At 54.5% G+C, this 26654-nt stretch carries 16 protein-coding genes; 7 read left to right on the top strand and 9 right to left on the bottom strand.

Going from position 1 to position 26654, the window contains the following annotated elements; genetic code table 11:
• The 6 genes from ACQG2G_RS19135 to ACQG2G_RS19110 form a co-directional block, all read right to left on the bottom strand.
• The gene (locus ACQG2G_RS19135; protein ID WP_061771437.1) at positions 1 to 1440 is read right to left on the bottom strand and encodes a basic amino acid/polyamine antiporter; all 1440 of its coding nucleotides are present in this window, start codon (positions 1438 to 1440) and stop codon (positions 1 to 3) included.
• Between the two features lie 119 nt (positions 1441 to 1559).
• On the bottom strand, positions 1560 to 2237 hold the full coding sequence (locus ACQG2G_RS19130) for a winged helix-turn-helix domain-containing protein (RefSeq protein WP_038420666.1): 678 nt from the start codon (positions 2235 to 2237) through the stop codon (positions 1560 to 1562).
• Between the two features lie 440 nt (positions 2238 to 2677).
• Positions 2678 to 3178 carry a hypothetical protein gene (locus tag ACQG2G_RS19125; RefSeq protein ID WP_038985752.1) on the bottom strand — a complete coding sequence of 167 codons (501 nt, stop codon included), beginning with the start codon at positions 3176 to 3178 and terminating at the stop codon, positions 2678 to 2680.
• Positions 3141 to 3866, bottom strand: a complete 726-nt coding sequence (locus tag ACQG2G_RS19120) for a winged helix-turn-helix domain-containing protein (RefSeq protein ID WP_348595945.1) — start codon at positions 3864 to 3866, stop codon at positions 3141 to 3143. Before ACQG2G_RS19120 ends, ACQG2G_RS19125 begins: the two co-directional genes overlap by 38 nt.
• Before the next feature lie 231 nt (positions 3867 to 4097).
• On the bottom strand, positions 4098 to 4946 hold the full coding sequence (locus ACQG2G_RS19115) for a dihydrodipicolinate synthase family protein (RefSeq protein WP_248766650.1): 849 nt from the start codon (positions 4944 to 4946) through the stop codon (positions 4098 to 4100).
• A gap of 11 nt (positions 4947 to 4957) precedes the next feature.
• Positions 4958 to 5644 carry a B3/B4 domain-containing protein gene (locus ACQG2G_RS19110; protein ID WP_013098829.1) on the bottom strand — a complete coding sequence of 229 codons (687 nt, stop codon included), beginning with the start codon at positions 5642 to 5644 and terminating at the stop codon, positions 4958 to 4960.
• Positions 5645 to 5686: 42 nt separating this feature from the next.
• On the opposite strand from ACQG2G_RS19110, the gene ACQG2G_RS19105 reads away from it, so the two are divergent.
• Complete coding sequence (locus ACQG2G_RS19105; RefSeq protein ID WP_248766649.1) at positions 5687 to 6289, top strand: helix-turn-helix domain-containing protein; 603 nt, start codon at positions 5687 to 5689, stop codon at positions 6287 to 6289.
• Positions 6290 to 6364: 75 nt separating this feature from the next.
• On the opposite strand, the gene ygjG is transcribed toward ACQG2G_RS19105, so the two are convergent.
• The gene (gene ygjG / locus ACQG2G_RS19100; RefSeq protein WP_013098827.1) at positions 6365 to 7744 is read right to left on the bottom strand and encodes a putrescine aminotransferase; all 1380 of its coding nucleotides are present in this window, start codon (positions 7742 to 7744) and stop codon (positions 6365 to 6367) included.
• 434 nt (positions 7745 to 8178) lie between these two features.
• On the opposite strand from ygjG, the gene ACQG2G_RS19095 reads away from it, so the two are divergent.
• Together ACQG2G_RS19095 and ACQG2G_RS19090 are read left to right on the top strand one after the other, a co-directional pair.
• Positions 8179 to 9699 carry a methyl-accepting chemotaxis protein gene (locus tag ACQG2G_RS19095; protein WP_013098826.1) on the top strand — a complete coding sequence of 507 codons (1521 nt, stop codon included), beginning with the start codon at positions 8179 to 8181 and terminating at the stop codon, positions 9697 to 9699.
• Positions 9700 to 10035: 336 nt separating this feature from the next.
• Positions 10036 to 11595 (top strand): methyl-accepting chemotaxis protein, encoded by a 1560-nt coding sequence (locus ACQG2G_RS19090; protein WP_013098825.1) that lies wholly within the window; start codon positions 10036 to 10038, stop codon positions 11593 to 11595.
• On the opposite strand, the gene ACQG2G_RS19085 is transcribed toward ACQG2G_RS19090, so the two are convergent.
• Complete coding sequence (locus tag ACQG2G_RS19085; RefSeq protein ID WP_013098824.1) at positions 11592 to 12086, bottom strand: PadR family transcriptional regulator; 495 nt, start codon at positions 12084 to 12086, stop codon at positions 11592 to 11594. The genes ACQG2G_RS19090 and ACQG2G_RS19085 overlap by 4 nt on opposite strands.
• A gap of 146 nt (positions 12087 to 12232) precedes the next feature.
• Between ACQG2G_RS19085 and ACQG2G_RS19080 the strand changes: the two genes are divergently transcribed.
• Complete coding sequence (locus tag ACQG2G_RS19080) at positions 12233 to 12997, top strand: siderophore-interacting protein (RefSeq protein ID WP_214554757.1); 765 nt, start codon at positions 12233 to 12235, stop codon at positions 12995 to 12997.
• On the opposite strand, the gene ACQG2G_RS19075 is transcribed toward ACQG2G_RS19080, so the two are convergent.
• Positions 12998 to 14167 (bottom strand): DNA repair protein, encoded by a 1170-nt coding sequence (locus ACQG2G_RS19075; protein WP_248766648.1) that lies wholly within the window; start codon positions 14165 to 14167, stop codon positions 12998 to 13000.
• Between the two features lie 260 nt (positions 14168 to 14427).
• On the opposite strand from ACQG2G_RS19075, the gene ACQG2G_RS19070 reads away from it, so the two are divergent.
• The 3 genes from ACQG2G_RS19070 to ACQG2G_RS19060 are packed head-to-tail and all read left to right on the top strand — an operon-like array spanning position 14428 to position 26632.
• Complete coding sequence (locus tag ACQG2G_RS19070) at positions 14428 to 16101, top strand: ShlB/FhaC/HecB family hemolysin secretion/activation protein (RefSeq protein ID WP_095453217.1); 1674 nt, start codon at positions 14428 to 14430, stop codon at positions 16099 to 16101.
• 12 nt (positions 16102 to 16113) lie between these two features.
• The gene (locus tag ACQG2G_RS19065) at positions 16114 to 26031 is read left to right on the top strand and encodes a hemagglutinin repeat-containing protein (protein ID WP_248766910.1); all 9918 of its coding nucleotides are present in this window, start codon (positions 16114 to 16116) and stop codon (positions 26029 to 26031) included.
• Positions 26021 to 26632 carry a hypothetical protein gene (locus tag ACQG2G_RS19060; RefSeq protein ID WP_248078704.1) on the top strand — a complete coding sequence of 204 codons (612 nt, stop codon included), beginning with the start codon at positions 26021 to 26023 and terminating at the stop codon, positions 26630 to 26632. The genes ACQG2G_RS19065 and ACQG2G_RS19060 overlap by 11 nt, the downstream gene beginning before the upstream one ends.
• The last annotated feature ends 22 nt before the right edge of the window (positions 26633 to 26654 follow it).

Genomic DNA, 26654 nt, shown 5'->3' with positions numbered 1-26654 from the left:
TTAAATGGTAATATTTCCGTTTATAATTCCATAAATACAGGCCAAAGCCGCGAGCACGATGGCGGTAAATAATATTCGTTCCGTACCAGAGAATATTTTTTTGTTTTGCTCACGCTTAGCAATGTAATAAAGCAGTGTGCCAGGCGCATAAATAACGGCGGACAGCAGCACATACGTTAATCCGCCGGCATAAATCATCAACGAGGCATAGGCAGTGGCAATGACAGAGATCACCAGGTCTTTATAATATCCCTTTGTGCACTGTTCGTAGGTTTCTCGTGTAATTACCAGCTTCAGGCTATACGCGGCAACCAGAAGATAGGGGATAAGCGTCATCGCGCTGGTTAGCTCAAGGGCTAACAGGAATGCGTAATCGCTGAAAAAAGTGATAATTAAGAACAGCTGTATCGAGATATTCGTCAACCATACGGCTGAAGAGGGAACGCGCCAGCGATTCTCGCGTGCAAAAATGGCAGGCATGCTCTTTTTCAACGCCGCGGAATAAATAACCTCCGCAGCGAGCAATGACCAGGAAAGATAGGCTCCGAGTACAGAGATAATTAACCCCACGCTGATGAAAATCATGCCCCAGCGTCCCACTATGCTTTCGAGAACACCGGCCATTGAGGGTTGCCGTAAGGCTCCCAGCTCGGCCTGGGGCATAACGCCATAAGAAAGCATGGTGACTAACATCAGTAAGCACAGCACCCCGATGAAGCCGAATACGGTCGCCAGGCCAACGTCTTTCCGGTTAGTTGCATAACGCGAGTAAATACTTGCCCCTTCGATTCCAAGGAATACGAATACGGTCACCAACATGGTGCTTCTGACCTGGGAAAAGATTGATCTGAAGAGAGGTGGCTCTCCGGCGGCCCCGCCCCAGAAATTAAGCATAAACATCTCTTTTTTGAATGCCATTATCAGAATGGCGATAAATACAAAAATAGGGATGATCTTGGCACAGGTGGCCAGGGTATTGATAAAGGCCGCTTCTTTAATACCCCGCAATACCAGGAGATGAAAAGACCATAAAACAACTGATGAGACAGCGATTGCCAGCAGCGTATTACCTTCGCCAAATGCAGGGAAAAACGCGCCTAATGTTGATTTAATTAAAATAAAATAGGATACGTTGCCGATACATGTACCCGCCCAGAAACCGAGTGCCGAAATGAAGCCCGGATATTCGCCGAAACCGGCTTTAGCGTAGCTAAAGACGCCCGCATTGAGTTCAGGCTTTCTTTGCGCAAGGTTCTGGAATACAAATGCCAGCATCAGCATACCGCCACCGGCAATCACCCAGGCAATAATTGCACCAAGCCCACCGGTTGCTCGTCCGAATGCAGCAGGTAATGAAAATATACCCGCTCCGATCATCGCTCCGACGACAAGCGTCGTTAAAGACCAAAGCGATAGCGTATTGGTCGTAGATTTGTTCATATAATTTTCTTAACAATGAAGCTGTGATTGATGAAGTGTGAGTTTAAAAGCGTTAAATATACCGTACTTAAATGAAGTTAATTTTTATGCCATCAAGGCAGCACAGGGCTGGGGGTAACTCAGATCGCACCGTTTAGATCGTAATAATAACCCTCTTCTCTTTGATTTCTGATTTGCCCGCTGTTGTAGGGTGCCAGTTTCTTTCTCAGACGACCAATAAGCACCTCGACGGTATTGTTTTCTTTACCCATCCAGTCGTGGTAGAGATGTTTCATGATTTTACGTTTGCTCAGCGCCTTGCCTTTGTTCTTCACCAGTAGCTTCATAATTTCAAATTCAAAACGGGTCAGTCGAATTTTTTGCTTGTTGATGAAGAGTACCTTGCTGTTTAAGTCGAGTTCTAAATTACCTGCAGTAATACGGCTGGAAGGGGTGAGATAATTCCGGCGTACTAAAACCCAAATTCTGATGATAATCTCTTCAATATGACTAGACTTGACAACATAATCGTCAGCACCGCTTTCAAACGCTTTCACCTTGTGTTCAATATCGTTGCTGCTGTTAAGGATCATGATGCGGATAGTGCGCCCTTCGCGTCGCCACTTACGAATCGCCTGTAACTCAGTAGTGGAAAGCGTTTCAGATGCCATAATCAGGAGTTCAGCTTTATTTGAAAACATAAACATTTCCACTTCCTCAATACTCGAAGATACATCAGTTAAAATACCTGCCTCTTCAATTTGGGTTTTCAAATAATGCTGATTTATAATGTTAGGATCTAATATTAACACGCGCATATCTTCCTCTCACTTTGTTGTTTCGCCTGTTAGGGTTTTTGACATTTTATGAAATGGATTTCTATGCTTTACAGATAAAAGCATCGTCACCAAAAAGTTGGCTAAATAATACTTTCGAAATAAATTCAAACAATTCTTTTATGAGGGATATTAGAAATACAAAATAAAAAAATGCAGAATAAAAGAAGTGAAGGAAAGAGTATGAGAAAAGTAGAGGAAGTAGAATTAAATCAAGAAAAATAACATTTAATAAGGTTTTTGTTCTGATTTTTTGGCGTGTAGAGTGTTTGTTTAGATGAACGTATGGTTGCTCCAATTGCTTTCTGGTTGGATTTTTGTTAAGAGTTAAGTGCGAGTTTTATTTTTTGATTTAACAATATATACATCTGTCTTGCAATCATAACATTAGCACAATGAGTCATGTGCTTGCGTCAATAAACTCATTTTCGGCAAATAAATATGGCACGCTGCAAATCGCTTATTCGCCAGGTTTTGGTGTCAAGCTTCTGGATCTTATAGTGCAGGACAGGCTGGCTTGAGGTGAGTTTCTCAACCAGCACAGAAGGTGCATTATCCTGCGGATTAGCAAGAAATTTACCTTTCGTAACTTTATGGAATCCGTTTTGCACGTCTGTGTCGATGGTCATGTTTCCTGTACGATCGACAAGATACTCTTTACCATAATAGTTCAACGTGCCGTATTCGCTCACCGTGACGAGACCATCGTTGGTAATGTGGAAAACAATTTTGATATTTCCATTAATCCCTTGCTGGACATTATTTGAATCTTCATAGTTGATATGTACCGTCGACATACAGTTCATCGGTAGGTAATCATAAACACCAACAAGCTTGTATATTCCCATTGCAAGCAAGGGAAGCATCAACAGGCATAAAACAATATTAATTGTTGTTAATATTGACGAAGTTTTCGCATTCATGTCCTTTCCCTGTATTTTGTTTGCCACACAGGGCAATGTGAGTTGAGTACACCTTGCTTTTTAAAGGCGCTCTGTTGTCATCAAAATAGATATTTTTGGGATATTGCTGGCATTTTAATGTGATTCTTTGCCATAAATTTGTATTAAAAAATGAGTCAATATTCTCTTGTTTGACGCCATTTTCGTCAGTATAGACATCACATAATCCGACTGACTTATATTTATGCATAGTGCTATCGTTTAAATGGTACAAATAAAAGGCAGTGATGGTGCTCACCATTAAAACGGTTAATGCTATTGTGCTAATGTAAAAACCTTTGTGCGAGGAACAGATTTTTTTAAATTTTTCGTACGTGCTACTACGTGTAGTACTAACACGGTTACACTGACAGTGCAGTACAAATCCTTGCTTTGGTATTGTTTCGATTTTGTCTTCAAGCGAGAATTCAAGAAATGCTTTTCGCAACAGAGATATGTTTCGATTCAGGTTGTTATCAGAAGCAACCAGACCATGTTCTTCCCAGACTTTTTCAAGGAGTTCAGTACGGCTGACCTGAGAATTATTGGCGTCAATAAGTGCATTTAATAATCGCGACGTCGCCAGTGAAAGCTCAACTTCGCGTTTATTATCGGTTAAAATGCGCGATTCATCATTATAATGCACTATCCCGTCAAGTAGGTACTGCATAGCTTAAACGTCCTCGCAAATGAATCTACGCATTATAATTTTAGCGCTACTATTATTCAATCTTATGATTTCTATTAAGAGTCGAGAAGACGTATTTTTACCGGGTTAATTACACGTAGACAGAGGACAAACTGCGAGGGCGGGGACGTTGCTTTCTCAACCATTCCTGAGAATGATTACTTTATGAATGATGCGGTGTGGCCGGGTAAGCGCAGCGCCACCCGGCGTTTTTCAGGCCAGTTCCAATTCCGCAAGGATCGCTGAAAGCGCCTCGCGCGGCTCTCCCTGAATTGCCTGCAACGGGAACGGCAAGCCGGGTGTTGCCACTTTTCCCCTCATTTCCGCCGCTGCCGCGATGACCCTTACGCTACCGTAATGACGGAACAGATCCCATAGCGGCTCTAACCGTTCTGACTCTGTACTTTTCCCCGAACGCGCTATCGCCAGCGCCGCTTTTGGGAACAACCCCGCGAGAACCGAATACCAGACGTCAAACCCGGCCTGCAAGGCTGAGGCTGCTCGCCAGTCACCGGCGATACCCAGTGTGACCGTATCAGGAAGCCGGGCACGTACCTGCGACAGGTCCTCCGGCACGCGGCCAAGCTTGATGGAGCCCACATTTGGCATAGATGCGACGGCAAACAGCAATTCATCGCTAAACGCAAAACCGGTCGTGGCAGGGTTATCGTAAATGCACAGCGGTACGGAGAGCTGGCGGGTCACCGTTTCATAGAGCTTAAATACTTCCTCATCCGTTAATCGCTGGTACGACACGGGTGCCATCAGCACGCCGGAGACTCCGGCCGTTTGCGCGTCGTCAGCCAGACGCAGAATATCGTCCAGCCGCATTGCGCCGATGCTGACGATAACCGGTATGTTACCGGCATGTTCCACCGCACAGCGTGTCACCCGGGCACGCTCTTCAACGGTCAGATAGGCATAGCTCCCGGTCGAGCCAAGAATGCCCAGTGAATCCACGCCTGCCTCAACCACAGGAGAGAGCAGATGCGTAAAGGCCTGCTCATCAAACGTGCCGTTTTTCAGGGGCGTTAACGGAAATGCGCTGACTCCACGAAACATTTTTTATCCTCTTACAGGGTCAGTAACTGCCTGTGCACCACTGCACCCGGCATCAGACGTTGCAGGTTATCAATCAGATCCGCTCCGGCTTCTTCCAGTGCCGTAAGCGGCATTGACGGCAGACTTTCCAGAATAAACCACATGGTTTGCGCCTGACTGTCAAGACGCGTCCGTATACCCTGGCGCCAGTTCCAGCGACGGCAGGTAACACCGAGGTCGTCGCGCCAGATAACCTCGCCCGGCTCCGGGTATTCCACCACCGGCTGCCCCTCTTTGAAGGTATCAAACGGCTCGCTGCCGTCCGCCAGCGTCAGGCGCGGCGCGCCTGAATAAGTCGCAAGATTTTCTCCACCAACCGGGATGGCGTAGCGAATGCTCACCGCGTTGTAGATATCCACCACCGGATCGAGCGGTGGCAGCGAGCCGTCTTTTAAGACCCGCTTACGTAAGGCGGATGCCGAGCAGGGCGTACGTTTCGGTTTTGCGCCGAAGGCCTTAAATACCTCATCCCAGCCGGAAAGGTGCGCGTCAGCCCACGGCACATCATCATTAAGCATCTGCTGGCAGGCTTGCGTGAGCACGGCCGGAGCGACTTCCGGGTGGGTAACCGGCGCAGCTTCCACCAGAATGCTCAGCGCCCGAAAGCCCGGGGCAATTGCGGCAAGGCGCGGGTCTATTGACGGCGTAACGAGAGACATAAATAATCCTGTATTGACTGTTTTATACCATGGTAGTGACCAATGACTGAAAAAGTCAATATAATGACTGAACAGGGTGCCGATATCGCCCAGGTAAGCCTGGCCGTAGCGAACCGCATACGCAACTGGCGTAAAGAGAAAAAACTGTCGCTGGATGAGCTCTCGCGGCGTGCCAGCGTCAGCAAAGGCATGCTGGTGGAGATCGAAAAGGGCGCAGCCAACCCCAGCATCGCCATTTTGTGCAAGCTGGCTGCCGCGCTCGGTATCTCAGTGGCGGATATCGTTAACGTCTCCAGCGAGCCGCTGGTGCACGTTATCGAAGAAGCCGCGATCCCGGTGCTGTGGCAGGGGGAAAAGGGCGGACGCGCCAGACTGCTGGCAGGAACCGCGGGCCCGGATATGATTGAGCTATGGCAGTGGGAGATGCAGCCGGGAGAGCGTTTTACCTCTTCGGGGCATCCGGCGGTCACCTTTGAGCTGCTGCACGTGAACGAAGGCATATTAACCCTGACGGTGGACGAGACGGTTACGCAGGTTGCTGCCGGGGCATCGGCGGTGGCGAAAACGGAAGCCGCGCACGGCTATGCCAATGAGGGAAAAAAGGTGCTGCGCTTTACCATGACGGTGGCGGAGTTTCACCGATAAAAAGCAGCCCGGTGGCGCTACGCTTACCGGGCTGGTGTAGTAGGCCGGGTAAGCGCAGCGCCACCCGGCTTTTTTTTACGCCTCTTCCACACTCACGCGCAGTGCCGCCAGCGCTTTACGTGCCGCCTTCAGCACCTGCTCACACTGCTCAATGGTCAGCGTCAGCGGTGGCTCAATGCGGATGGTTTTGGAATTGTTGAGCGTGCCGGCCACCAGCACCCGCTGGCGGAACATCTCGCTCGCGAAGCTATAGCCGATTTCGTTATCAACAAACTCAATAGCCATCAGCATCCCTTTACCTCGTGCCTCCTGGATCAGATCCGGGTATTCACGTCCCAGCTGACGGAAACCGTCCAGCAGCATGTCGCCTTTCTGCTCCGCCTGCGCAGGCAGGTTTTGCTCCAGCAGCACGTTGATGGTGGCCAGCGCGGCCGCACAGGCCAGCGGGTTACCGCCAAAAGTGGTGGTATGCAGGAACGGGTTGTCGAACAGCACCGAGAAGACCTCTTCGGTGGCAACCGTCGCACCAATCGGCATTACGCCGCCGCCGAGCGCTTTCGCCAGACACAAAATGTCCGGCTGAACATTCTCGTGCTCGCAGGCGAACATCTTGCCGGTACGCCCCATGCCGGTCTGCACTTCGTCGAAGATCAGCAGCGCGCCAAACTCATCGCACAGCTGACGTACGGCAGGCAGATAGCCCTGTGGAGGCAGGATCACGCCGCCTTCGCCCTGAATCGGCTCCAGGATCACCGCGGCTACGTCATCGCCGGTTTTACGGCATTCGCTGAGCACGGTGCGCATGGCATTAATGTCGCCGAACGGCACGTGGCGGAAGCCCGGCAGCAGCGGCATAAACGGTTTGCGGAAGGTGGATTTGGCGGTCGCAGACAGGGCGCCCAGGGATTTACCATGGAACGCGCCGCTGGTGGCGACAAAAGTGAATTTCCCGCGCGGCGACTGGTACGCTTTGGCGAGCTTAAGCGCCGCTTCGACCGATTCCGTGCCGCTGTTGCTGAAGAAGCTGTATTTCAGTTTGCCGGGCGTTAAGGCTGCCAGCGTTTTCGCGAGCATGGCGCGAAGCGGGTCGAGCAGTTCCTGGCTATGGAGAGGTTGTTTCGCGAGTTGATTCTGTACGGCGGAAACCACTACTGGATTACGGTGCCCCACGTTGAAAATGCCAAAACCACCCAGGCAATCAATAAACTCCTGTCCCTGGGTGTCGACAAGCGTATTCAGACTTCCCGCTTGCCACTCTACGGCTCCGTAATCCCCGCCGGCGGTAACAGATTTGCGATACTCCAGAAAACCTGGATTGACGTGCTCTTTAAAGTAATCGATGACCTCTCGGTTAAGTTGTTTCATCTCCTCATGATCAAGCGTTCGCTTCTCAATGAGATTCAGTGCGTGCGCGGTACAGGCAAGAGCCGAGGCGCTGGAAGGTAACCTGTTCAAAATATGCTCCCGGGGATCGCGTATCACATGATACTGCGTTAAGTATTGCAGGGATTACGCCACTTCAGCGGACTTAACGAAAATCGGGATAAACACCAGGTTAAAATAATGTTGCGCAATATTTAATCATGCCGATGTTTTCCAGACGGGATTTAGCGGTACGGAAAACGGGGGCAGGAAGACGTGGATGGGGTCAATTGCACCAGGGGGGTGCAGACGGTGCGACTTAAGTGGGCGTTAACAGATCATCCTTTGCAGGTAATTTCATTGTGAAAGTATTTAAAATCAATCAATTATAAAATCTCACAAAAAGTGCGGTTTAAGTGAAATCTGCGATCTCCATCAAGTTTAACAACTAAAGATAAATTGTTTACCGCCGAAAAAACAATAAACCACAAAATTAACATTCAAATAACCTGCAAGGGATGCTCACGATGTCCTCTCCAACCTATGTCACCCAGAATGAATATCTTCTGGACGATGACACCACCTTAATGTCTACCACAGACGTCCACAGCTATCTGACTCATGCTAACGACACCTTTGTTCAGGTGAGTGGCTATCAGCTTAATGAGCTGATGGGTCAGCCGCATAATCTGGTGCGCCATCCTGATATGCCTAAAGCCGCTTTTGCCGATATGTGGTACACCCTGCAACAGGGCGAGCCGTGGAGCGGAATTGTCAAAAACCGCCGTAAAAATGGCGATCACTACTGGGTGCGCGCCAACGCGGTGCCGATGGTGCGCCACGGGAAGGTCACCGGCTATATGTCGATTCGCACCAAAGCGACGGCAGAAGAGATCGCCACCGTGGAGCCACTCTATAAGGCCCTGAATGCCGGACGCTGTACCAAACGGATCCATAAAGGGCTGGTGGTGCGTCAGGGCTGGTTCGGAAAGCTGCCGGCAATGCCGCTGCGCTGGCGGGTACGCGGCGTGATGGCGGTGCTCTTTGGCGCGCTCGCCGCCACGCTTGTGGCAACCTCAGCAGGCTGGGTGTCGTTGGTCGCAGCAGCGATAATGATGCTGCTGGGCACGTTGTTGTTTGAACAGCAGATTGTCCGGCCGGTAGAGAACGTGGCGCGACAGGCGCTGAAGGTGGCAACCGGCGAGCGCAATAGCGTGCAGCACCTGAACCGCAGCGACGAACTGGGCCTGACCCTTCGCGCGGTGGGGCAACTGGGGCTGATGTGTCGCTGGTTAATCAATGACGTATCAAGCCAGGTGGTGAGCGTGCGCGACGGCAGCGACAAGCTGGCGCAGGGTAATGAGGATCTGAACGACCGCACGCGTCAGACCGTTGCAAACGTGCAGCAGACCGTGGCGACGATGAACCAGATGGCGGCCTCCGTTCAGAGTAATTCTGAAACCGCCACCGAGGTCGATAAGCTCTCCGTAGCCGCCAGCAGTGCGGCGACCAAAGGCGGGAACGCGATGCAGACGGTGGTCAAAACCATGGACGATATCGCCGACAGTACCCAGCGTATCGGCTCCATTACCACCCTGATCAACGATATTGCCTTCCAGACCAATATCCTCGCCCTGAATGCGGCGGTAGAAGCGGCACGGGCCGGTGAGCAGGGAAAAGGCTTTGCGGTGGTGGCAGGGGAAGTTCGCCATCTTGCCAGCCGCAGTGCTAACGCCGCCAATGATATCCGTAAGCTGATTGATGCCAGCGCCAGTAAGGTACAGTCCGGCTCCGAGCAGGTACACGCCGCAGGGCGCACCATGGATGATATCGTTGAGCAGGTGAAAAACGTCACGCAGCTGATCGCGCAGATTAGCCATGCCACCTCTGAACAGGCTACCGGGCTTTCGGAGTTAACCCGCGCGGTGGCTGAACTGGACAGCATCACGCAGAAAAACGCCGATCTGGTTGAAGAGAGTGCGCAGATCTCCGCGATGGTAAAGCACCGGGCCGGACGTCTTCAGGATGCAGTGACGGTTCTCCATTGAATCTGTAATGTTCCAGAAAAGCCGTTTATTCTGCCAGGCGTAAACGGCTTTCGTCGCTTCATTTGTAATTATTCTTGCGATTTATTGTTAATTTTATATTAAATAACTAAAGAAAGTGACTCAGTTATTTATCCCTGCCTAAGTCATTTTTCCCCGATGCTATTTCAGAAATGCCCCGTCTGGTGGTTGAGTAACGATCGATACGGCTATATTAATAGCCTCTGCCTATCCATTGTGATGGTTATGAAATAAAAAAACGATCAAAGTCATAAAGTTAGCGGTTTCGTTACCGATAACGGTGATCGTCTGAGAAATAATTACATCGATGGAGTAAATATGTTCTTACATGACGTAAAAATCGGCACGAAATTATTTCTGGCGTTTGGATTCTTTATTGTCCTGATGGTGGTGAGCGCGAGTTTGTCTTTAATGAGTCTGAACCGGGCAAACAACGGGATGCAATCCATTATTACCAGTGATTATCCAACCACGGTAAAAGCGAACCAGTTAATCGATAACTTCCAGGAATTTATTAGCACTCAGCAGCTCATGCTGCTGGATGAACAGGGAACGTACACGGCGCAGTCGCAGCAGCATCTTAAAGAGATTAGTGAGCACATCACGGTGCTCCTCGGTGAGCTGAACAACGTGCTGCAGGATCAGCAATCGCAGCAGGTGCTCGCCGAGATACGCGGCGTGCGCCAGCAGTATCTGGACTCGCGCTATCGTATTTTGCAGGCGGTGCAGAATCACGATCGCGCCGGGGCGCTTCAGGAGATGATGACCAACACCCTCAAACTGCAGCAGGCCTATAAAGCCAAAGTGCAGCAGCTGATTGCGATTCAGAACACTGAGATGCAGAACGCCGGGGTGCAGGTGGAAAGTGATTTCAGGAGCAACCGTCTGCTGCTCATCCTCATTACTCTCTTCAGCGTGGCGGCAGGCAGCCTGATTGGCTGGTTTATCGTGCGTTCCATTACCCGTCCGCTGGGCCAGGCCGTGGATTTTGCGGCGGCGATTGCGGATGGCGATCTCACCGGCAGTATCACCTCGCACGGTAAAGACGAAACCGGCCTGTTGCTGCATGCCCTGATGGAGATGAAAACGCGTCTGCTGGACATTGTGCAGCAGGTGCAGACCGGCTCGGAGAATATCTCCAGCGCCGCCGCGCAGATTGTCGCCGGGAACCAGGATCTGGCTGCGCGCACGGAAGAGCAGGCCAGCTCTGTGGAGCAGACCGCCGCCTCGATGGAGCAGATCACCGCGACGGTGAAAAACACCGCTTCGCATACCGGAGAAGCGACCAACCTGTCGGCGGATGCCGCGAAGGTGGTCAAAAACAACGGTGAGATGATGAAGCAGGTGACCAGCAAAATGCGCCTGATTAACGAGACCTCGAACCGGATGTCCGACATCATCGACCTGATCGATGCCATTGCCTTCCAGACCAATATTCTGGCGCTGAACGCGGCGGTGGAAGCGGCCCGGGCGGGCGAGCACGGTCGTGGCTTTGCGGTGGTGGCTGGTGAAGTGCGCCAGCTCGCGCAGAAGAGTGCTTCGTCAGCCAGTGAGATCCGTGAGCTGATTGAAAGCTCCACCAGCCAGACGCAGGACGGGATGAACCTGGTCGAGAAGGCGAGCGAGCTTATCAATGGCATGGTGGGCAACGTGGAAGAGATGGATGTGATCCTGCGTGAGATCCGCCAGGCCAGCCACGAGCAGACAGAGGGGATCTCGCAGATTAACAGCGCGATTGGCCTGATTGATGCCACCACCCAGCAAAACTCCGCGCTGGTGGAGGAGTCTGTTGCCGCGGCGGCCTCCCTCAACGAGCAGGCGATGCACCTGAAAGAGCTGGTACGCGTCTTCCGCGTGAGCGCGCACGCACCGGCTTAATCCAGCTGGGAGATCTCCAGCGCCGCGCGGTCGATCACGCCAACGATCTGCTTAAGCTGCGCGTCGCTGAGCGCTCCCTGATTAACCTTCAAATCTAACACCGCTTTGAAGTTATCCAGTGCCCGCTTCATCTGCGGGTTTTTGCGTAGCTGGAAACCGACCGCGCGGGCTTTGATACGCGCCTGAATCTGCTCAAGCTGTTCCTGGTTTTCCTCCAGCCACTGCTGTCCTGCCGCATTGATGGCAATGCGCTTACGCCCATTCTCTTCTTCCGTAATGGTGATAAACGCCTGATCCTGAAGATAATCCAGCGTCGGGTAAATCACGCCAGGACTCGGGGTGTAGTTCCCCTGGGTCAGGTTCTCAATCTCTTTGATCAGCTCATAACCGTGGCTCGCGTTGCGGGTCAGAATATCCAGAATCACCAGCCGCAGATCGCCGTGACCAAAAAAGCGCGGTCGACGTCCGCCGCCATCATGTTCGTGTCGCATAGTGTGCCTCGTAAATTGATATATCTAAACTATATCTAAGATATATTCAGATGCAATCTAAAAGATCTTGCATTCTTGCTGATTAGCAATCATTATCATTTAAAATCAATTTAGATATATCGTATTCACCTGAGAAGGGTCTTAACATGGCAACCACCCGCTATCCACAACGCGTGCGTAACGAACTGCGTTTTCGTGAACTGACCGTGCTCCGTGTTGAGCGCGTAAGCGCTGGTTTTCAGCGCATAGTTTTAGGCGGCGAAGCGCTGGAGGGCTTTAGCTCCCGCGGTTTCGACGATCACACCAAAGTGTTTTTCCCGGCACCGGGAACGACGTTTGTGCCACCGGTGGTCACCGACGAGGGCATTGACTGGGGCGACGGCGTGCGCCCGCAAAGCCGGGATTACACGCCGCTGTACGACGCCGCGAAGCATGAGCTGGCGCTCGATTTCTTCGTGCATGACGGTGGCGTTGCCAGCCAGTGGGCGCTAGAGGCGAAAGTGGGCGACAGGCTGACGATTGGTGGCCCGCGCGGTTCGCTGGTGGTACCGGAGGATTACGCCTGGCAGCTGTATGTGTGCGATGAGTCCGGGATGCCGGCGTTGCGTCGCCGCCTGGAAGGCATCGCCAGCTTGCCGAAACGCCCGGAACTTCACGCGGTGGTCACCGTCGGGGATGAATCATACAAGGATTATCTGGCGCACCTGAGCGCGTTCAACATCACCTGGGTGATCGGCCACAGCGAGCAGGCGGTGGTTGAGCAGCTGGCGTCGCTGAACGTTCCGGCGGAAGATTACTTTATCTGGCTGACCGGGGAAGGGAAGGTGGTTAAAAACCTGAGCCGACTGTTTGAGACTGAGGCTATCGATCAGCAGCTGGTGCGTGCCAGCGCGTACTGGCACGCGAAATAATTACGCTGCTGAATCGAGCTGCGCTTCGCTCACCTGATGTTCGAGCGAGGCGCGGACCTCGTTCAGCGCCTTTTCCTGCTGAGCGAAGTACGCTTCCATATTGCTGAGCGACGACACCAGCAGCCAGGATTCTTCTTTCTCCAGTTCTGCCAGCTCGTTCACTAAGGTGTCGATCTGCTCGCGAACCTGAGCCATTTTTTTGCGGATGCGCTCCAGATCGTTCAGCCTGTCGCTGGCCATCAGCGGCTCGAAGCCCTGCTGCAGGCGCGCCACCAGAGAACGAATGGCTTTGACGTCTCCACGCTGTTTGGCCTGGTTGAGCTGCACCATCATCGCGTTGGCTTCTTCTTTCAAATCGTCTGCCACCAGATCCGGGTGACACAACTTGCTTGCCTGCCGCCAGAGCCGTTTCAACTCGTCCCGATCCTCCTGTGAAAGATCTTTCCCTTTACGCAGACGCACTTCGGCATCCTGTTGCTGCTCGCGGTATTTCTCGTACTCTTCGTTGGCCTCGTCACGCGCCTGACGCGCAGGCTCTTCCTCACGCGTTAAGCCGCTCTCCAGCTCCAGCGCCTCGGCAAGCAGGTTGGCAATCAGGTTACTTTGCTGCTGCAGATGCTTACGCGCCTCGGCTGCCTGTACGGAATCGGCAGGAAGTTCGCGCCAGCGCTGGGTGAGTGTTGCCAGCACCTCCACGGCCTGGGCCATGTAGCGCTGACAGCGGCGATAGTCTTCCTCGCGACGACGCGCCTCAGCCTGCTGGCGGCGCAGGTTCAGCTCGGCCAGCGTTTTACGCAGGGCGAGGATCTGCTGCATCAGCGGGCCCAGGCGGGAGAAATAGAGATCGTTGAACTCATCAAGCTGCTGTACGCGCGCGTTACGGCGGTCAATCAGATCGCGCAGTCGCTCTTCCAGCGCTTTCAGTTCCAGTTTGCTCGCGGCGATCTGCGGATCGCGCCATGGCGTCACGGCACGCTGGCTTTGTAGCCACGCGACGATCGCGGCGATGGCCGCAGTGTAGTTTTTCTGCTCAAGCGCCACGACGATTGCCTGTAGCTCATCGTCAAACGCTTCATTTTTCAGCCGGGTTAGCTGGCTCTGAATGATGTCGTCATCTTCCAGTTCAATGGCATTTTTAATGATTTCTAGCCGTTTGATCGGTGTGCTCATGATGCCTTTCGCTTTGGCGCTTAAGTATTTGAGTTAAGGTTAGTTGTTGGAAACGCTACAGGAAATAATACACACGGATGATGATCGGCGCGATGGGGGATTTCTTTAGATTTACGCAGTGTCACCCGCTAAATTCTGAAAATGCAGCAAAATAGACCTTAAATTAAATGTGTGTATTTACACTGTTTACTTTTTGACATAAGTTGCGCGTTTTTTGACAGGCAAGTCTGAAAACGGACTTTTAGCAAGGAGTGGCAGTGATGACAGGGAAAACGTCGATACTACAGGTGCTGGCTGGCATGGCCTTGCTGGCAGGTGCTGCGCAGGCGGCCCCCCTGTCTCCGGCCGACCGTAATACTATTCAGCAGCAACAGCAGCAGTTGCTGGATGAAAACCAGCGCCAGCGTGAAGAGCTGGAGCGCAGCGTGGTATTACCGCGTCCTGTTCAGCCCGACAGTGCCGCGACCCCGCAAGGTCCCTGTTTTGTTATCTCGCGCATTGAGCTGACGGGTACCACCCTTCTTTCTCCGTTAGCCAAAGATCGCCTGGTTGCGCCGTGGGTGAACCAGTGTCTTGATATGGCGCGTCTCAACGCCCTGACCAACGCCGTCTCTGACTGGTATATCAGCCGGGGGTATATCACCAGCCGCGCATTTTTAACCGAACAGGATCTCTCTGGTGGCGTACTGCATCTCGCGGTACTGGAAGGCAAACTCCAGCAAATCCGGCTTGAAGGGGTTCCCGCCCGCACGCTGAGCATGACCTTCCCTGGCCTCGAAGGGAAAATTCTTAACCTGCGCGATATCGAACAGGGCATGGAGCAGCTTAATCGCGTGCGCCAGACGCCGGTTGAAATAGAAATTTTGCCCGGCGACAGGCAGGGCTATTCAATCGTCAATCTGACGGCTTCGCCTGAATTCCCGCTCAGCGGTTCAGTGAGTTTCGATAACAGCGGGCAAAAGAGTACCGGTACCGGACAACTCAATGGCGCGCTGTACGGCAATAACCTGCTGGGGCTGGCGGATAAGTGGTTTATCAGCGGCGGGCGCAGCAGTGATTTTTCGAACAGCCATGATGCTCAGAATTTTGCCGCCGGGGTCAGCGTGCCTTATGGCTACGGCTTGCTGGACTACAGCTACAGCTGGAGCAACTACCTCAGCACCATCGATAATAACGGCTGGCTCTGGCGTTCGACGGGCGACACCGAAACCCACCGTCTGAATGGCTCCTGGGTCCTGTTCCGCAATGGCGATATCAAAACCGGCGTGTCGGCGGGCATCACCCACCGCATCAACCATAACTATCTCGACGATGTTCTGCTGGCTACCAGCAGCCGCAAACTTTCAAGTTTCTCCCTGGGCCTTAACCACACGCAAAAAATTGCCTCCGGCGTGGCGACCCTGAACCCGACCTTCACTCAGGGTGTGCCGTGGTTTGGCGCCGAAGATGATAACGACAAACATGGCGATGTGCCGAAAGCCGAGTTCCGCAAATGGAGCGTCAACGGCAGTTTTCAGCGCCCGGTTGCTGACGGGCTGTGGTGGCTGACCAGCGTCTATTTTCAGTGGTCGCCGGACCGGCTGTACGGCAGCGAGCGCCTGACGCTGGGGGGAGAGACCTCCGTGCGCGGCTTCAAAGAGCAGTACCTCTCCGGTGATAACGGCGGTTACTGGCGAAATGAACTCAATTATTCGCTCTTTACGCTGCCGTGGGTGGGGGATGTTGGCCTGCTGGCGGCAGTCGACGGCGGCTGGCTGAAGAAGGACGGATTTGACCGTTACGCCTCCGGCACGCTGTGGGGCGCCGCGTTTGGTCTGACGACGGCTCATCGCGGCTATTCAAGCCAGTTTACCGTTGGCACACCGATGGCGTATCCGGACTGGCTGGCACCGGATCACCTCACGATTTACTACCGCGTATCAGTGGCTTTCTAAGGGACAGGGATGATGAAACAGGATCAGGTTCGTTTTTCACAGCGCGCGCTGAGCGCGTTACTGAGCGTTCTGCTGGCGACGCAGCCGCTGTTACCTGCGGTGGCGGCATCCATCACCCCGTCCGGCAATACGCAGATGGATAAGGCGGCCAACGGCGTGCCGGTGGTGAACATCGCCACGCCGAACCAGTCCGGTATTTCCCATAACAAATACAACGACTACAACGTCGGGAAAGAGGGGCTGATCCTCAATAACGCGACCGGGCAGCTTAACCAGACCCGGCTTGGCGGGCTTATCCAGAATAACCCCAACCTGAAGGCCGGGCAGGAAGCCAAAGGCATCATCAACGAAGTCACCGGCGCTAACCGCTCAAATTTGCAGGGCTATACCGAAGTGGCCGGCAAGGCGGCGAACGTCATCGTGGCGAATCCCTACGGTATCACCTGTAACGGCTGCGGATTTATCAACACGCCGAATGTGACCCTCACCACGGGTAAACCGGTGCTTGATGCCAGCGGTAAGCTGCAATCTCTTGATGTAACCCAGGGGGCGGTCACCATCGAGGGCGCGGGCCTGAATGGCTCGCAGAGCGATGCGGTGTCGATCATCTCCCGTGCGACAGAGATCAACGCGCAACTGCATGCGAAAGATTTACGTGTCGTTGCAGGGGCGAACCGCGTAGCGGCGGATGGCAGCGTCAATGTGTTAAAAGGTGAAGGTACAGCCCCGAAGGTCGCGGTAGACACCGGCGCGCTGGGCGGCATGTACGCAAACCGGATCCGTCTGGTCTCCAGTGAAACGGGGGTGGGCGTAAACCTGGGCAACCTTAACGCGCGACAGGGGGATATTGCGCTCAGCAGTGCGGGAAAAGTGGTGCTGAAAAACACCCTTGCCAGCGGCAGCACCACGGTCAGCGCGGCGGACGTAACGTTACGCGGGGACCATAAAGCGGGTGGCAATGTCACGGTCTCCGGCCAGACGGCGCTGACGCTTGACCAGGCTCACGTTGCCGCGGATAACAACCTTCAGTTAACAACCCGCGGCACGCTGACGCAAAACGGCGGTGCGTTCACGGCAGCAAATGACGCTACGCTTGCCGCGACCACCCTGATCCAGAGTGCAGATGCCCAGGCAAGCGCGGGTCGTCATCTTGCCGTAAATGCTGAGAAAAACGCGGCGCTTAACGGTTCTGTTGTGGCGGGTCAGCAGCTGTTGGTCAAGGGAGGCGAGCTGGTGCAGCAGGGAAATCTCAGTGCTTCCGAGATTGCCCTCAACGCGCAGACGCTGACGCAGGAGAGCCGCAGCACAACAAATGCCAGCGGGAACATCACGCTTACCACGTCTGGCCACAGCCAACTGAAAGGCAGCACAACCGCCGGACAATCTCTCGCCGTCAGCGCGGGCAGCCTCGCGAACCATGGCGCATTAGCCGCCGTGGCGGATACCCGGATTAACACCGGTATATTCAGCAATACCGGCACCGTTCAGGGCAACAGCCTGACCGTCTCCGGGACGGATATCACCAGCTCCGGCGCGCTGAAGAGCGCCTCCACGCTGGATATCCGCGCAGGCAATGCCACGCTTTCCGGTGAGACCGGTGCGAAAGGGAAAACCACCGTAACCGCCAGCGGCAATCTGAACAACAGCGGCACGCTTATCAGCGATGACACGCTAACGCTGAACGCGGCGCAGATCGTCAATAGCGGTACGCTTTCCGGTGTCCGGGGGCTCACCACCTCAGGGAAGACGTTCACCGCCAGCGCAACGTCAGTGACCCACAGCGGCGGGGATGTGGCGCTGAACAACACCGATACCACACTTGCTGGTGAAACCAGTGCCGGTGGCGCCGTTACCGTGCAGGGCCGCAGCCTCAACACCACGGCCACGGCACAGACACAGGGCAACAGCGTCGGCGTGGCCGTGCAAAACGCAAAACTTGAAGGAACTCAGGCTGCCAAAGGCAACATGACGTTGAAGGCTGACAGCAGTCTCAACCATACGGGGAAATCATCAGCTTCAGGACTTAAGGTTGAAACCGGCCATCTCAGCAACGGTGGAACCCTGACGGCCTCCGCGCTTGTAATCGACAGCCCTGAGGTCATTAACGGTGGTCTGATCCACGCCGGACAAACGCTGTCGCTGGTTACCCGTCTGCTGGATAACCGCAGCAGCGGCGTGCTGTACAGCCCGTCGGCACTGTCACTTTCCCTCTCTGAACTGAACAACGCCGGTATTATCACCAGCGACGCAGCGCTTTCCCTCTCTGGTTCAAATCTGACCAACAGCGGCGAGCTGAGCGGGACTTCACTGGCAATTGATTACGAGACGCTGAAGAACAGTGCGGAGGGGATGCTGCTGGCTCAAGGAGCAAACCGCATCACGGCACAGTCGGTGTCCAGTGCGGGCAGCATGGTGGGCAACACCCTGACGCTGAATGCCGAACGCCTGGAAAGTGCCGGTCTGTTACAGGGCGATAGCGCATTATCACTGACCGCCGGAATCCTGAATTTACTGACAGGCTCCCGCACGCTGACGGGGGGAGCGCTCGGCCTTTCAGGTACCACGCTGGCTACCGCAGGGCAGCTCCAGGGACAGGATGTCAGCATCCGTTCCCACGACTGGACTAACCGCGGAAGTTCCCTCGCGACCGGCTCACTTGACGTTACGACCGCTGGAACGCTCAGCAATACCGGCGAACTGATGAGCCAGGGCAACGGCACGCTGAATGCGGTCAATACCGTTAACAGCGGCAATATGTTGTCGGCCGGTGACCTTTCGCTTAACGGAAAGACGCTGCGCAACAGCGGTACTCTTCAGGGGAATCGCGTCACCGCGCATCAGGACACCATCACGAACAGCGGAACGCTGACCGGGATTGCCGCCCTGACGCTGGCCGCCCGCCTGGAGATGGCGGCGCCATTACTGACGCTGGTAAATGACGCGTCGGGATCGTTACTGACTGCGGGCGAGTTGTCCGTGACAGGCGGCGATCTGCGTAACGCAGGGCAATGGCAGGGGAAACGGGTACTTATTCATGCGCAGGCGCTTACGAACGGCGGTGCGATCCAGGCAGAAAATTTACTGGATGCGCAAATCGACAGCACCCTTACCGGGACAGCGGGCAGCAAAATCACCTCCAATGGCGAACTGGCGCTCTCAGCACTGACGCTGGCAAACAGCGGGCAGTGGATTGCAAAACACCTCACGCTGGGGGCCAGTACGCTGAACAACAGCGGTGAGATCACCGGCGTTGATGCGCTTTCGGTTGCCCTTACGCAACTGAATAACCAGGCCGGAGGAAAACTGCTCAGCGCAGGCGTGTTGACGCTTGATGCGGACAATGCAACGAATGCCGGGCAAATCCAGGGGAAAGCGACCACGGTTACCGCCGGGCAACTCATTAACAGCGGACGGCTTCAGGGAGAAGCGCTGACGCTGAATGCCTCGGGCGCGCTGAACAATACCGCCAGCGGTGTGCTGCTGAGCGAGAATGCGCTGACGGTATCGACAGCCACGCTGAACAATCAGGGCACGCTGCAGGGCGGTGGGGAATCTTCGGTGAAGGCCACCACCCGCGTACAGAACGACGGCAAAATGCTCTCCGGTGGCAAGCTCACGCTGACCGCACCGGAACTGGCGAACAGCAGCAGTGGTCTGCTTCAGGCGGTGAGGTTGCTGCTGGATGTGGTGAACGCGGCAAATAGTGGGCGGATACTCGCCACTGACAACGCTGAGCTACGGGGAACGACGCTGACCAACGACGGCATGCTGCAGGGTGCAGACCTGCTGGTTAATTATCAAAAACTGAGTAACAGCGGTACGGCTCTCGGTACCCGTTCGCTTACGGTGAAGGGCGATGAGATTACCCATTCCATCAGCGGTAACTTGTTCAGCGCGGGTAACCTCACGCTCAACAGCGGCACGCTGAAAAACGCCGGACAGATTGTGGCGCTGGGAGATGTCACGCTTCATCTGTTAAATGCGCTTGAGTTCAGTGGAACGCTGGCCGCCAGCAACACCCTGTCTCTCACCGCTCAGGGGGATATCACCAATAATGGCACCTTACAGGGAAACAGCCTCGTTCTGAGCACGGGTGGAGTATTAACCAACAACGGCCAGTTCACTGCAGGTAAGGGTGACAGCACGTTCAGCGCGCAACGTATTGTGCTCAATGCAGCCGGTAGCCTCTCGGCAGGCGGCGACGTGGTATTTAACAGCCTGAGTGACATAACCGTAAATGGCTTTACCGGTACGGCTGGCAGCCTGACGATGAATGCTGTGGGCACCTTGCTTAATACCGCACTGATTTATGCCGCGAATAATATGCAGCTCTTTGCCGACCGTATTCATAACGTCTACGGCGATATTCTGGCAGGGAATAGCCTGTGGATGCAGAAAAATGCGGCGGGTGCAGCGAACAGTGAAGTGGTGAATACGTCCGGGAATATTGAGACGCAGAAGGGTGATTTGACCGTCGCAACAGGGCTGCTGAGCAATAAATGGGAGCAGTTGGATGTGGAAGTGCTGCCTGAGCAGGCGGTGACTTCGTTGCCGTGGGTAACAATGACGGAAGCGTTGATCCCAGCAGGCTGGTTGCCCCGTGAGGAATATGATTGGTTTGTGACAGACTTCGGTGGCAGTGGTACTGGAGCCCCTGGTTTCAAACCGGAATCCTGGGCGACACCTTACGAAGCATACTATGAAAAAGCTTTTGCCGTTCTTGAGTCTGAAGTTCGGGTAAACGCGACGGGCAAAGCCGCCAGGATCGCCTCCGGGCGCGATCTCTTTATTACTGCGGGAGAACTTGATAATCAGGCGAGTTTTATTCTTGCGCAACGTGACGCCACGTTAAGCGGGAGCGTATTAAACAATCAGTCATGGGAATCGGGTAAGCGGATCACTTATCAGGTTTACCACTATGATGTATCCCAGACGCAGGGACGCCTGGGAAGCATGAAGCCTAACCCGGCAAAAACAGGGGATGTGCACGATACCATCCGGTACCTTGCTACTGGCGAGAGATACACTGCAACCGAGGGAACAGCAACGAGTTACCGTGCCGTTATTCAGGCAGGCGGTAATATTCACGCCACCTTCACCAACGACATCAGCAACACTCTCGTCACCGCCAACACGGACGGCTTTAGCAATACGATTGCCGCCCCTACGCTGACCCCGCTCAGCAACCAGTCCATTACCAGCGGCGAGCAGGCGCAGTCCCTTGTCGAAGCGGATGCGCAGGACATCACCACCCCGCAATGGCGTGATGCGGTGAGTGACGCCCTGAAAGATATCTCCGGCGGTTCATCGCTCTCCGACCAAAACGGCAGCAGCGGTAACTATCCACTGCCGTCCGGCAACAACGGCTATTTTGTTCCATCCACCGATCCCGATAGCCCGTATCTGATTACGGTGAACCCGAAGCTCGATGACCTCGGCAACATGGACGACAGCTTGTTTAATGGACTGCATGACCTGCTTGGCATAACACCCGGTGCCACACCGCGTGAAACCAACAGCGCGTATACCGATCGGAACCAGTTCCTTGGCTCGTCCTATTTCCTGGACAGGCTCGGCCTGAACCCGGATCGCGACTACCGGTTCCTCGGCGACGCGGCGTTTGATACCCGTTACGTCAGCAACGCGATTCTGAACCAGACCGGCAGCCGCTATATCAACGGCATTGGCTCCGATCTCGATCAGATGCGCTACCTGATGGACAGCGCCGCAGAGCAACAAAAAAAGCTGGGGCTGAAATTCGGCGTGGCGCTCACGGCTGAGCAGGTTGCTGCACTCGATAAAAGCATGCTCTGGTGGGAGTCAGCGATCATCAATGGCCAGACGGTGATGATCCCGAAAGTCTACCTGTCGCCGAAGGATGTCACCGTGCACAGCGGCAGCGTGATTAGCGGCAATAACGTCCAGCTGGCGGGCGGTAACGTCATTAACAGCGGCAGTACAATTGCGGCGCAGAATGGGCTCTCAATCGACAGCAGCAACAGCCTGAGCAACCTCAACTCCGGACTGCTGAGCGCAGGCGGCGGGCTGAACCTGAGCGCGCTGGGGGATATCAATAACATCGGATCCACCATCAGCGGCAAAACGGTAGGGCTGGAGAGCGTCGCGGGCAGCATTAACAACATCACCCGCGCACAGCAGTGGAATGTCGATGCGGGAAATGTGCATTTCAGTGGCACCGATGTCGGCAAGAGGGCCTCCATCACCGCCACCGACGGGCTGACGATGCGCGCCGGACAGGATATCAACGTGACCGGCGCAAACGTGTCGGCGGGTGGCAGCCTGGGTATGGCGGCGGAGAATGATATCAACATCACCGCCAACGAGATTGCGACCAGCGAAGGACGCGCCGGGCGCAACCGCGCAACCACGGAGACGGCGTCCGTCGCGCATCAGGGCAGCACCCTGAGCGCGGGCGGTGACCTCACCCTGCAGGCAGGTAACGATGTGAATGCCCGTGCGGCGGCGATAGCGGCGGAAGGGGATGTGGGCATTCAGGCCGGTCGGGATGTGAACCTGCTGGCGGAAGCGTCGACGGAACGCTCCAGCAGCCAGGCGAAGAAAAAAACCGCCATTGACGAATCTGTTCGTCAGCAGGGTACGGAGATTGCCAGCGGGGGGAATACGGTGATCCTCGCAGGGCGCGACGTAACCGCGCAGGCAGCTGACGTGACAGCGCAGGGCGATATTGGCGTGGCGGCAGGCCGCGACGTAAATCTGACGACGGCGACGGAGAGCGATTACCGCTATCGGGAACAAACTAAAACCAGTAGCGGCTTCCTGAGCAAAAAGACCACCCACACCATTGAGGAAGACAGCGCGACGCGGGAGAAAGGCTCGCTGCTGAGCGGCGACAATGTAACGGTGTCGGCGGGTAACAACCTGCGGGTGTTAGGTTCTGCGGTCGCTGGCGACGGCGATGTGGCCCTTTCCGCGGGCAACAATGTGGACATCGTGGCGGCGACCAACACCGACACGGCCTGGCGCTTTAAGGAGACCAAAAAGTCCGGCCTGATGGGCACGGGCGGCATTGGCTTCACCATCGGCAGCAGCAAGTCCACCCACGATCTTCGCGAGCAGGGTACCACCCAGAGCGAGAGCTTCAGCACCGTCGGCTCGACGGGCGGTAACGTCAGGATTGCAGCGGGCAAACAGGCGCATATCGGCGGGGCAGATATCATCGCGCAGAAGGATATCAGCCTGACCGGTGACAGCGTGGTGATTGAGCCGGGGCATGACAAACGCACCCGCGATGAGAAATTTGAGCAGAAGAGCAGCGGGCTGACAGTGGCGCTGTCCGGGGCGGCGGGGAGTGCGGTGAACAGTGCAGTGCAGACGGCACGTGACGCGAAAGGCGAGAGCGATGACCGCCTTGCGGCGCTGAAGGCCACCAAAGCGGCACTGTCAGGCGTACAGGCGTCGCAAGGTGCAGAAATGGCGCAGATTAACGGCGATCCCAACAGCGGTATCGGCGTCAGCGTTTCGCTCTCTTCGCAGAAATCGAAATCCGAGCAGCACATGCAGAGTGACACGGTTGCGGGCAGTACGCTGAATGCGGGGAATAATCTGTCCATTACCGCGACCGGAAAAGGGAAAGGGGAGAACAGCGGCGACATCCTTATCGGCGGCAGCCAGCTGAAGGCGGGCGGCGACACCGCGCTTGTCGCAGCGAACGACATTGTGCTGGGCGGTGCGGCCAGCACACAGCAGACGACAGGAAAGAACAGCAGCAGCGGTGGCGGTGCAGGCGTCAGCATTGGCGGCGGCAAGAGCGGTTACGGCATCGGCGTGTTTGCGAATGTGAATGCTTCGAAAGGCAGTGAAAAGGGCGACGGTACGGCCTGGACGGAAACGACGCTCGACAGCGGCGGGACGGTCTCCATGACCAGCGGTCGGGACGCCATTCTGAACGGCGCGCAGGTGAGTGGCGATAAAATCGTTGCGGATATCGGGCGCGATCTGTGGATGAGCAGCCAGCAGGACAGCAACGATTATAAATCGACGCAGAACAGCACGGCGGCAGGCGGCAGCTTCTCGTTCGGCAGTATGACGGGGTCCGGCTACATCAGTGCCAGCCAGGACAAAATGAAGAGCACGTATGACTCGGTGCAGGAGCAGACAGGGCTCTTCGCGGGCGATGGCGGTTTTGATGTGACGGTGGGACGCCACACGCAGCTTGACGGTGCGGTGATTGCCTCAACGGCGACGGCGGACAAAAACAGTCTCGATACGGGCACGCTGGGCTTCCGGGATATCCACAACGAGGCGGATTACAAGGTCAGCCACAGCGGCGTCAGCCTGAGCGGCGGCGGTGACTTTGGCGGTGATGCATTCAAGGGCAACCTGCCGGGCGGCGTGGTATCGGCAGCGGGCAGCAGCGGTCATGCGGAGGGTACGACACAGGCGGCGGTGGGCGAGGGTAACATCACCATCCGTGATACCGAAAACCAGCAGCAGGATGTGGCCAGCCTGAGCCGGGATACAGAACACGCAAACGACAGCATCAGCCCGATATTTGACAAGGAGAAGGAGCAGAAGCGGCTTGCGCAGGTGAGTGCCATCAGCGATATCGGCGGGCAGGTGGCAGACATCGCCAGAACGCAGGGCGAGCTGAATGCGCTGAAGGAAGCGCGTAAGACGCACCCTGACCTGACGGTTGAGCAACTGAAAGAGACGCAGACGTACAGGGATGAGCAGGCGAAGTTTGGCACGGGCAGCACCATTCAGCGTGGCATTCAGGCGGCGACGGCTGCGCTTCAGGGACTGGCGGGCGGAGATATCGCCGGCGCGCTGGCGGGAGCCTCGGCACCGGAGCTGGCGCATCTGCTGAAATCGACGGAGGGCAATCCGGCGGTCAACACCATTGCGCACGCGATACTGGGCGGCGCGGTTGCGGCACTGCAGGGGAACAGTGCAGCGGCGGGCGCGGCCGGTGCCGCTACGGGGGAACTGGCTGCGCGTGCAATCATGCAGGCGATGTATCCGGGCAAAGCGGTGAGTGACCTGAGCGAGGAGCAGAAGCAGACTGTCAGCACGCTGGCGACGATATCGGCGGGGATGGCCGGAGGAATAGCGGGAGACAGCACGGCTTCAGCGGCTGCGGGGGCTCAGGGCGGGAAGAATGCGGTGGAGAATAATAGCCTTAGTGCTGTAATACAGGGTGGGAAACTGGCCGCACAGGGCTGTATAAAGATTTCAGCATGTCGCGATCGCTTGGTCGGTAGCGGGCTTGGTGCTTTGCTGGGCGTAGGTGCATCCACATCGGCAATGGATGCGCTGTCGAATGATGAGAAGATGAACATGATTTATGTGGCATCGCTCAATGACCCTGCCCTGCTCAGCCAGTTAAACGATGCCCAGAAAGCGGCCTATGAGTCCCTGACTGGTAAAGCTATCACCAGTACTGGTGGTACGCAGGTTATCAATCCGGGGCCGTCAAACACTGGAGGAGACCAGACTGTAACCGGAAATGTGCCTTCAAATACAGGGAATAACCAGTCCTCGGGTCAGGGTGCAACCAATACCGGTAACATTGATGGAAATCCGGATACTGGCGGTAATACTACGGTTACACCGATTCCAGAAGGCCCAAGTAAAGATGATTTGGCTTATCTGGATAAACCTGCAAACTTATCACCTGAAGGTTCCGCAAGGTCTGGTGCTTTTAATGAAGCTAAAAGACAATCAGGTATCCCTGTAAGTCAAAGTCCGAGTAAAGTATATCCAAATGTTGATAAACGAAATAATCCTCAGCCAGGATATATATATGAATTTGAAGTACCCAGACCTGGCGGCGGAACACAGAAAGTATATATTCGTGATGATGCGGGTGGTCATTTCTTTACGGATGACCCAGGCCAAAACAGAGGCCCACATTTTAATGATGAAAAAGGTAATCATTATGACTACTAACTATGTCAAGCGATATGCTGAAAACATAAGTATCAAAAATGATATTTGTGATCTTAGCAGCTTACTCCCTGGTATCGATGAGATTTCAGCCGTAAGTTGGGAATTACCTAATTGTTCTCGAAGGGAGTTTGGTGCGTTCCTGTTAAATGAAATGTATTCTACAGTTACTGGTGGTGAGTTAAGTTGTTACCATGTGATGGTACAGTTAGTTCCTGAGCAGCCTGATACGGCGATAGTTAATTATAAAAAAACATGGGGATTGATTGAAAATTCAGGTGTGAAGTTAGAATGTTTTCAAGATAAGTCTTCCTTTATTGATAAGGGAGGTCGTGGGTTGATACTAACAGGAACTTGTCGTATTTCTTGTTCTGTTTATGGTGAGGTTCAGCAGCTAATAAATGCTGAAGAGAAATTATTTTTTTCTAATTTATCACCAGACTTGAGTGATTCTTGTGAACCCCAACCAAAACGATTAATAAAATGGATTGAGAATATACTGCATAATGATGGGGTTGTTTTTTTTCTGTTGGGGCGATTTGATGAAAATGACTCAGAGGTTGTTGCTATCGGAAAAAAAATTGTTTTGGAAAAAATCATATAATTTTTTGTTTATCACTATACGC

Origin of the sequence: Enterobacter cloacae complex sp. 382A5 (genome assembly GCF_050031095.1) — a bacterium.
In the GTDB taxonomy this organism is placed as follows: domain Bacteria; phylum Pseudomonadota; class Gammaproteobacteria; order Enterobacterales; family Enterobacteriaceae; genus Enterobacter; species Enterobacter cloacae.
Note: the sequence above shows the minus strand (reverse complement) of the source record. Positions and strands in the feature narration are given on the sequence as shown.

Excerpts from the sequence above, each read along its gene's own strand:
- ACQG2G_RS19060 (WP_248078704.1), top strand. The coding sequence starts at position 26,021 with ATGACTACTAACTATGTCAAGCGATATGCTGAAAACATAAGTATCAAA.
- ACQG2G_RS19115 (WP_248766650.1), bottom strand. The coding sequence starts at position 4,946 with ATGTTTCGTGGAGTCAGCGCATTTCCGTTAACGCCCCTGAAAAACGGC.
- ACQG2G_RS19095 (WP_013098826.1), top strand. The coding sequence starts at position 8,179 with ATGTCCTCTCCAACCTATGTCACCCAGAATGAATATCTTCTGGACGAT.
- ACQG2G_RS19070 (WP_095453217.1), top strand. The coding sequence starts at position 14,428 with ATGACAGGGAAAACGTCGATACTACAGGTGCTGGCTGGCATGGCCTTG.
- ACQG2G_RS19130 (WP_038420666.1), bottom strand. The coding sequence starts at position 2,237 with ATGCGCGTGTTAATATTAGATCCTAACATTATAAATCAGCATTATTTG.
- ACQG2G_RS19075 (WP_248766648.1), bottom strand. The coding sequence starts at position 14,167 with ATGAGCACACCGATCAAACGGCTAGAAATCATTAAAAATGCCATTGAA.
- ACQG2G_RS19085 (WP_013098824.1), bottom strand. The coding sequence starts at position 12,086 with ATGCGACACGAACATGATGGCGGCGGACGTCGACCGCGCTTTTTTGGT.
- ACQG2G_RS19125 (WP_038985752.1), bottom strand. The coding sequence starts at position 3,178 with ATGAATGCGAAAACTTCGTCAATATTAACAACAATTAATATTGTTTTA.
- ACQG2G_RS19120 (WP_348595945.1), bottom strand. The coding sequence starts at position 3,866 with ATGCAGTACCTACTTGACGGGATAGTGCATTATAATGATGAATCGCGC.
- ACQG2G_RS19135 (WP_061771437.1), bottom strand. The coding sequence starts at position 1,440 with ATGAACAAATCTACGACCAATACGCTATCGCTTTGGTCTTTAACGACG.
- ACQG2G_RS19090 (WP_013098825.1), top strand. The coding sequence starts at position 10,036 with ATGTTCTTACATGACGTAAAAATCGGCACGAAATTATTTCTGGCGTTT.
- ACQG2G_RS19105 (WP_248766649.1), top strand. The coding sequence starts at position 5,687 with ATGACTGAAAAAGTCAATATAATGACTGAACAGGGTGCCGATATCGCC.
- ACQG2G_RS19080 (WP_214554757.1), top strand. The coding sequence starts at position 12,233 with ATGGCAACCACCCGCTATCCACAACGCGTGCGTAACGAACTGCGTTTT.
- ACQG2G_RS19065 (WP_248766910.1), top strand. The coding sequence starts at position 16,114 with ATGAAACAGGATCAGGTTCGTTTTTCACAGCGCGCGCTGAGCGCGTTA.
- ACQG2G_RS19110 (WP_013098829.1), bottom strand. The coding sequence starts at position 5,644 with ATGTCTCTCGTTACGCCGTCAATAGACCCGCGCCTTGCCGCAATTGCC.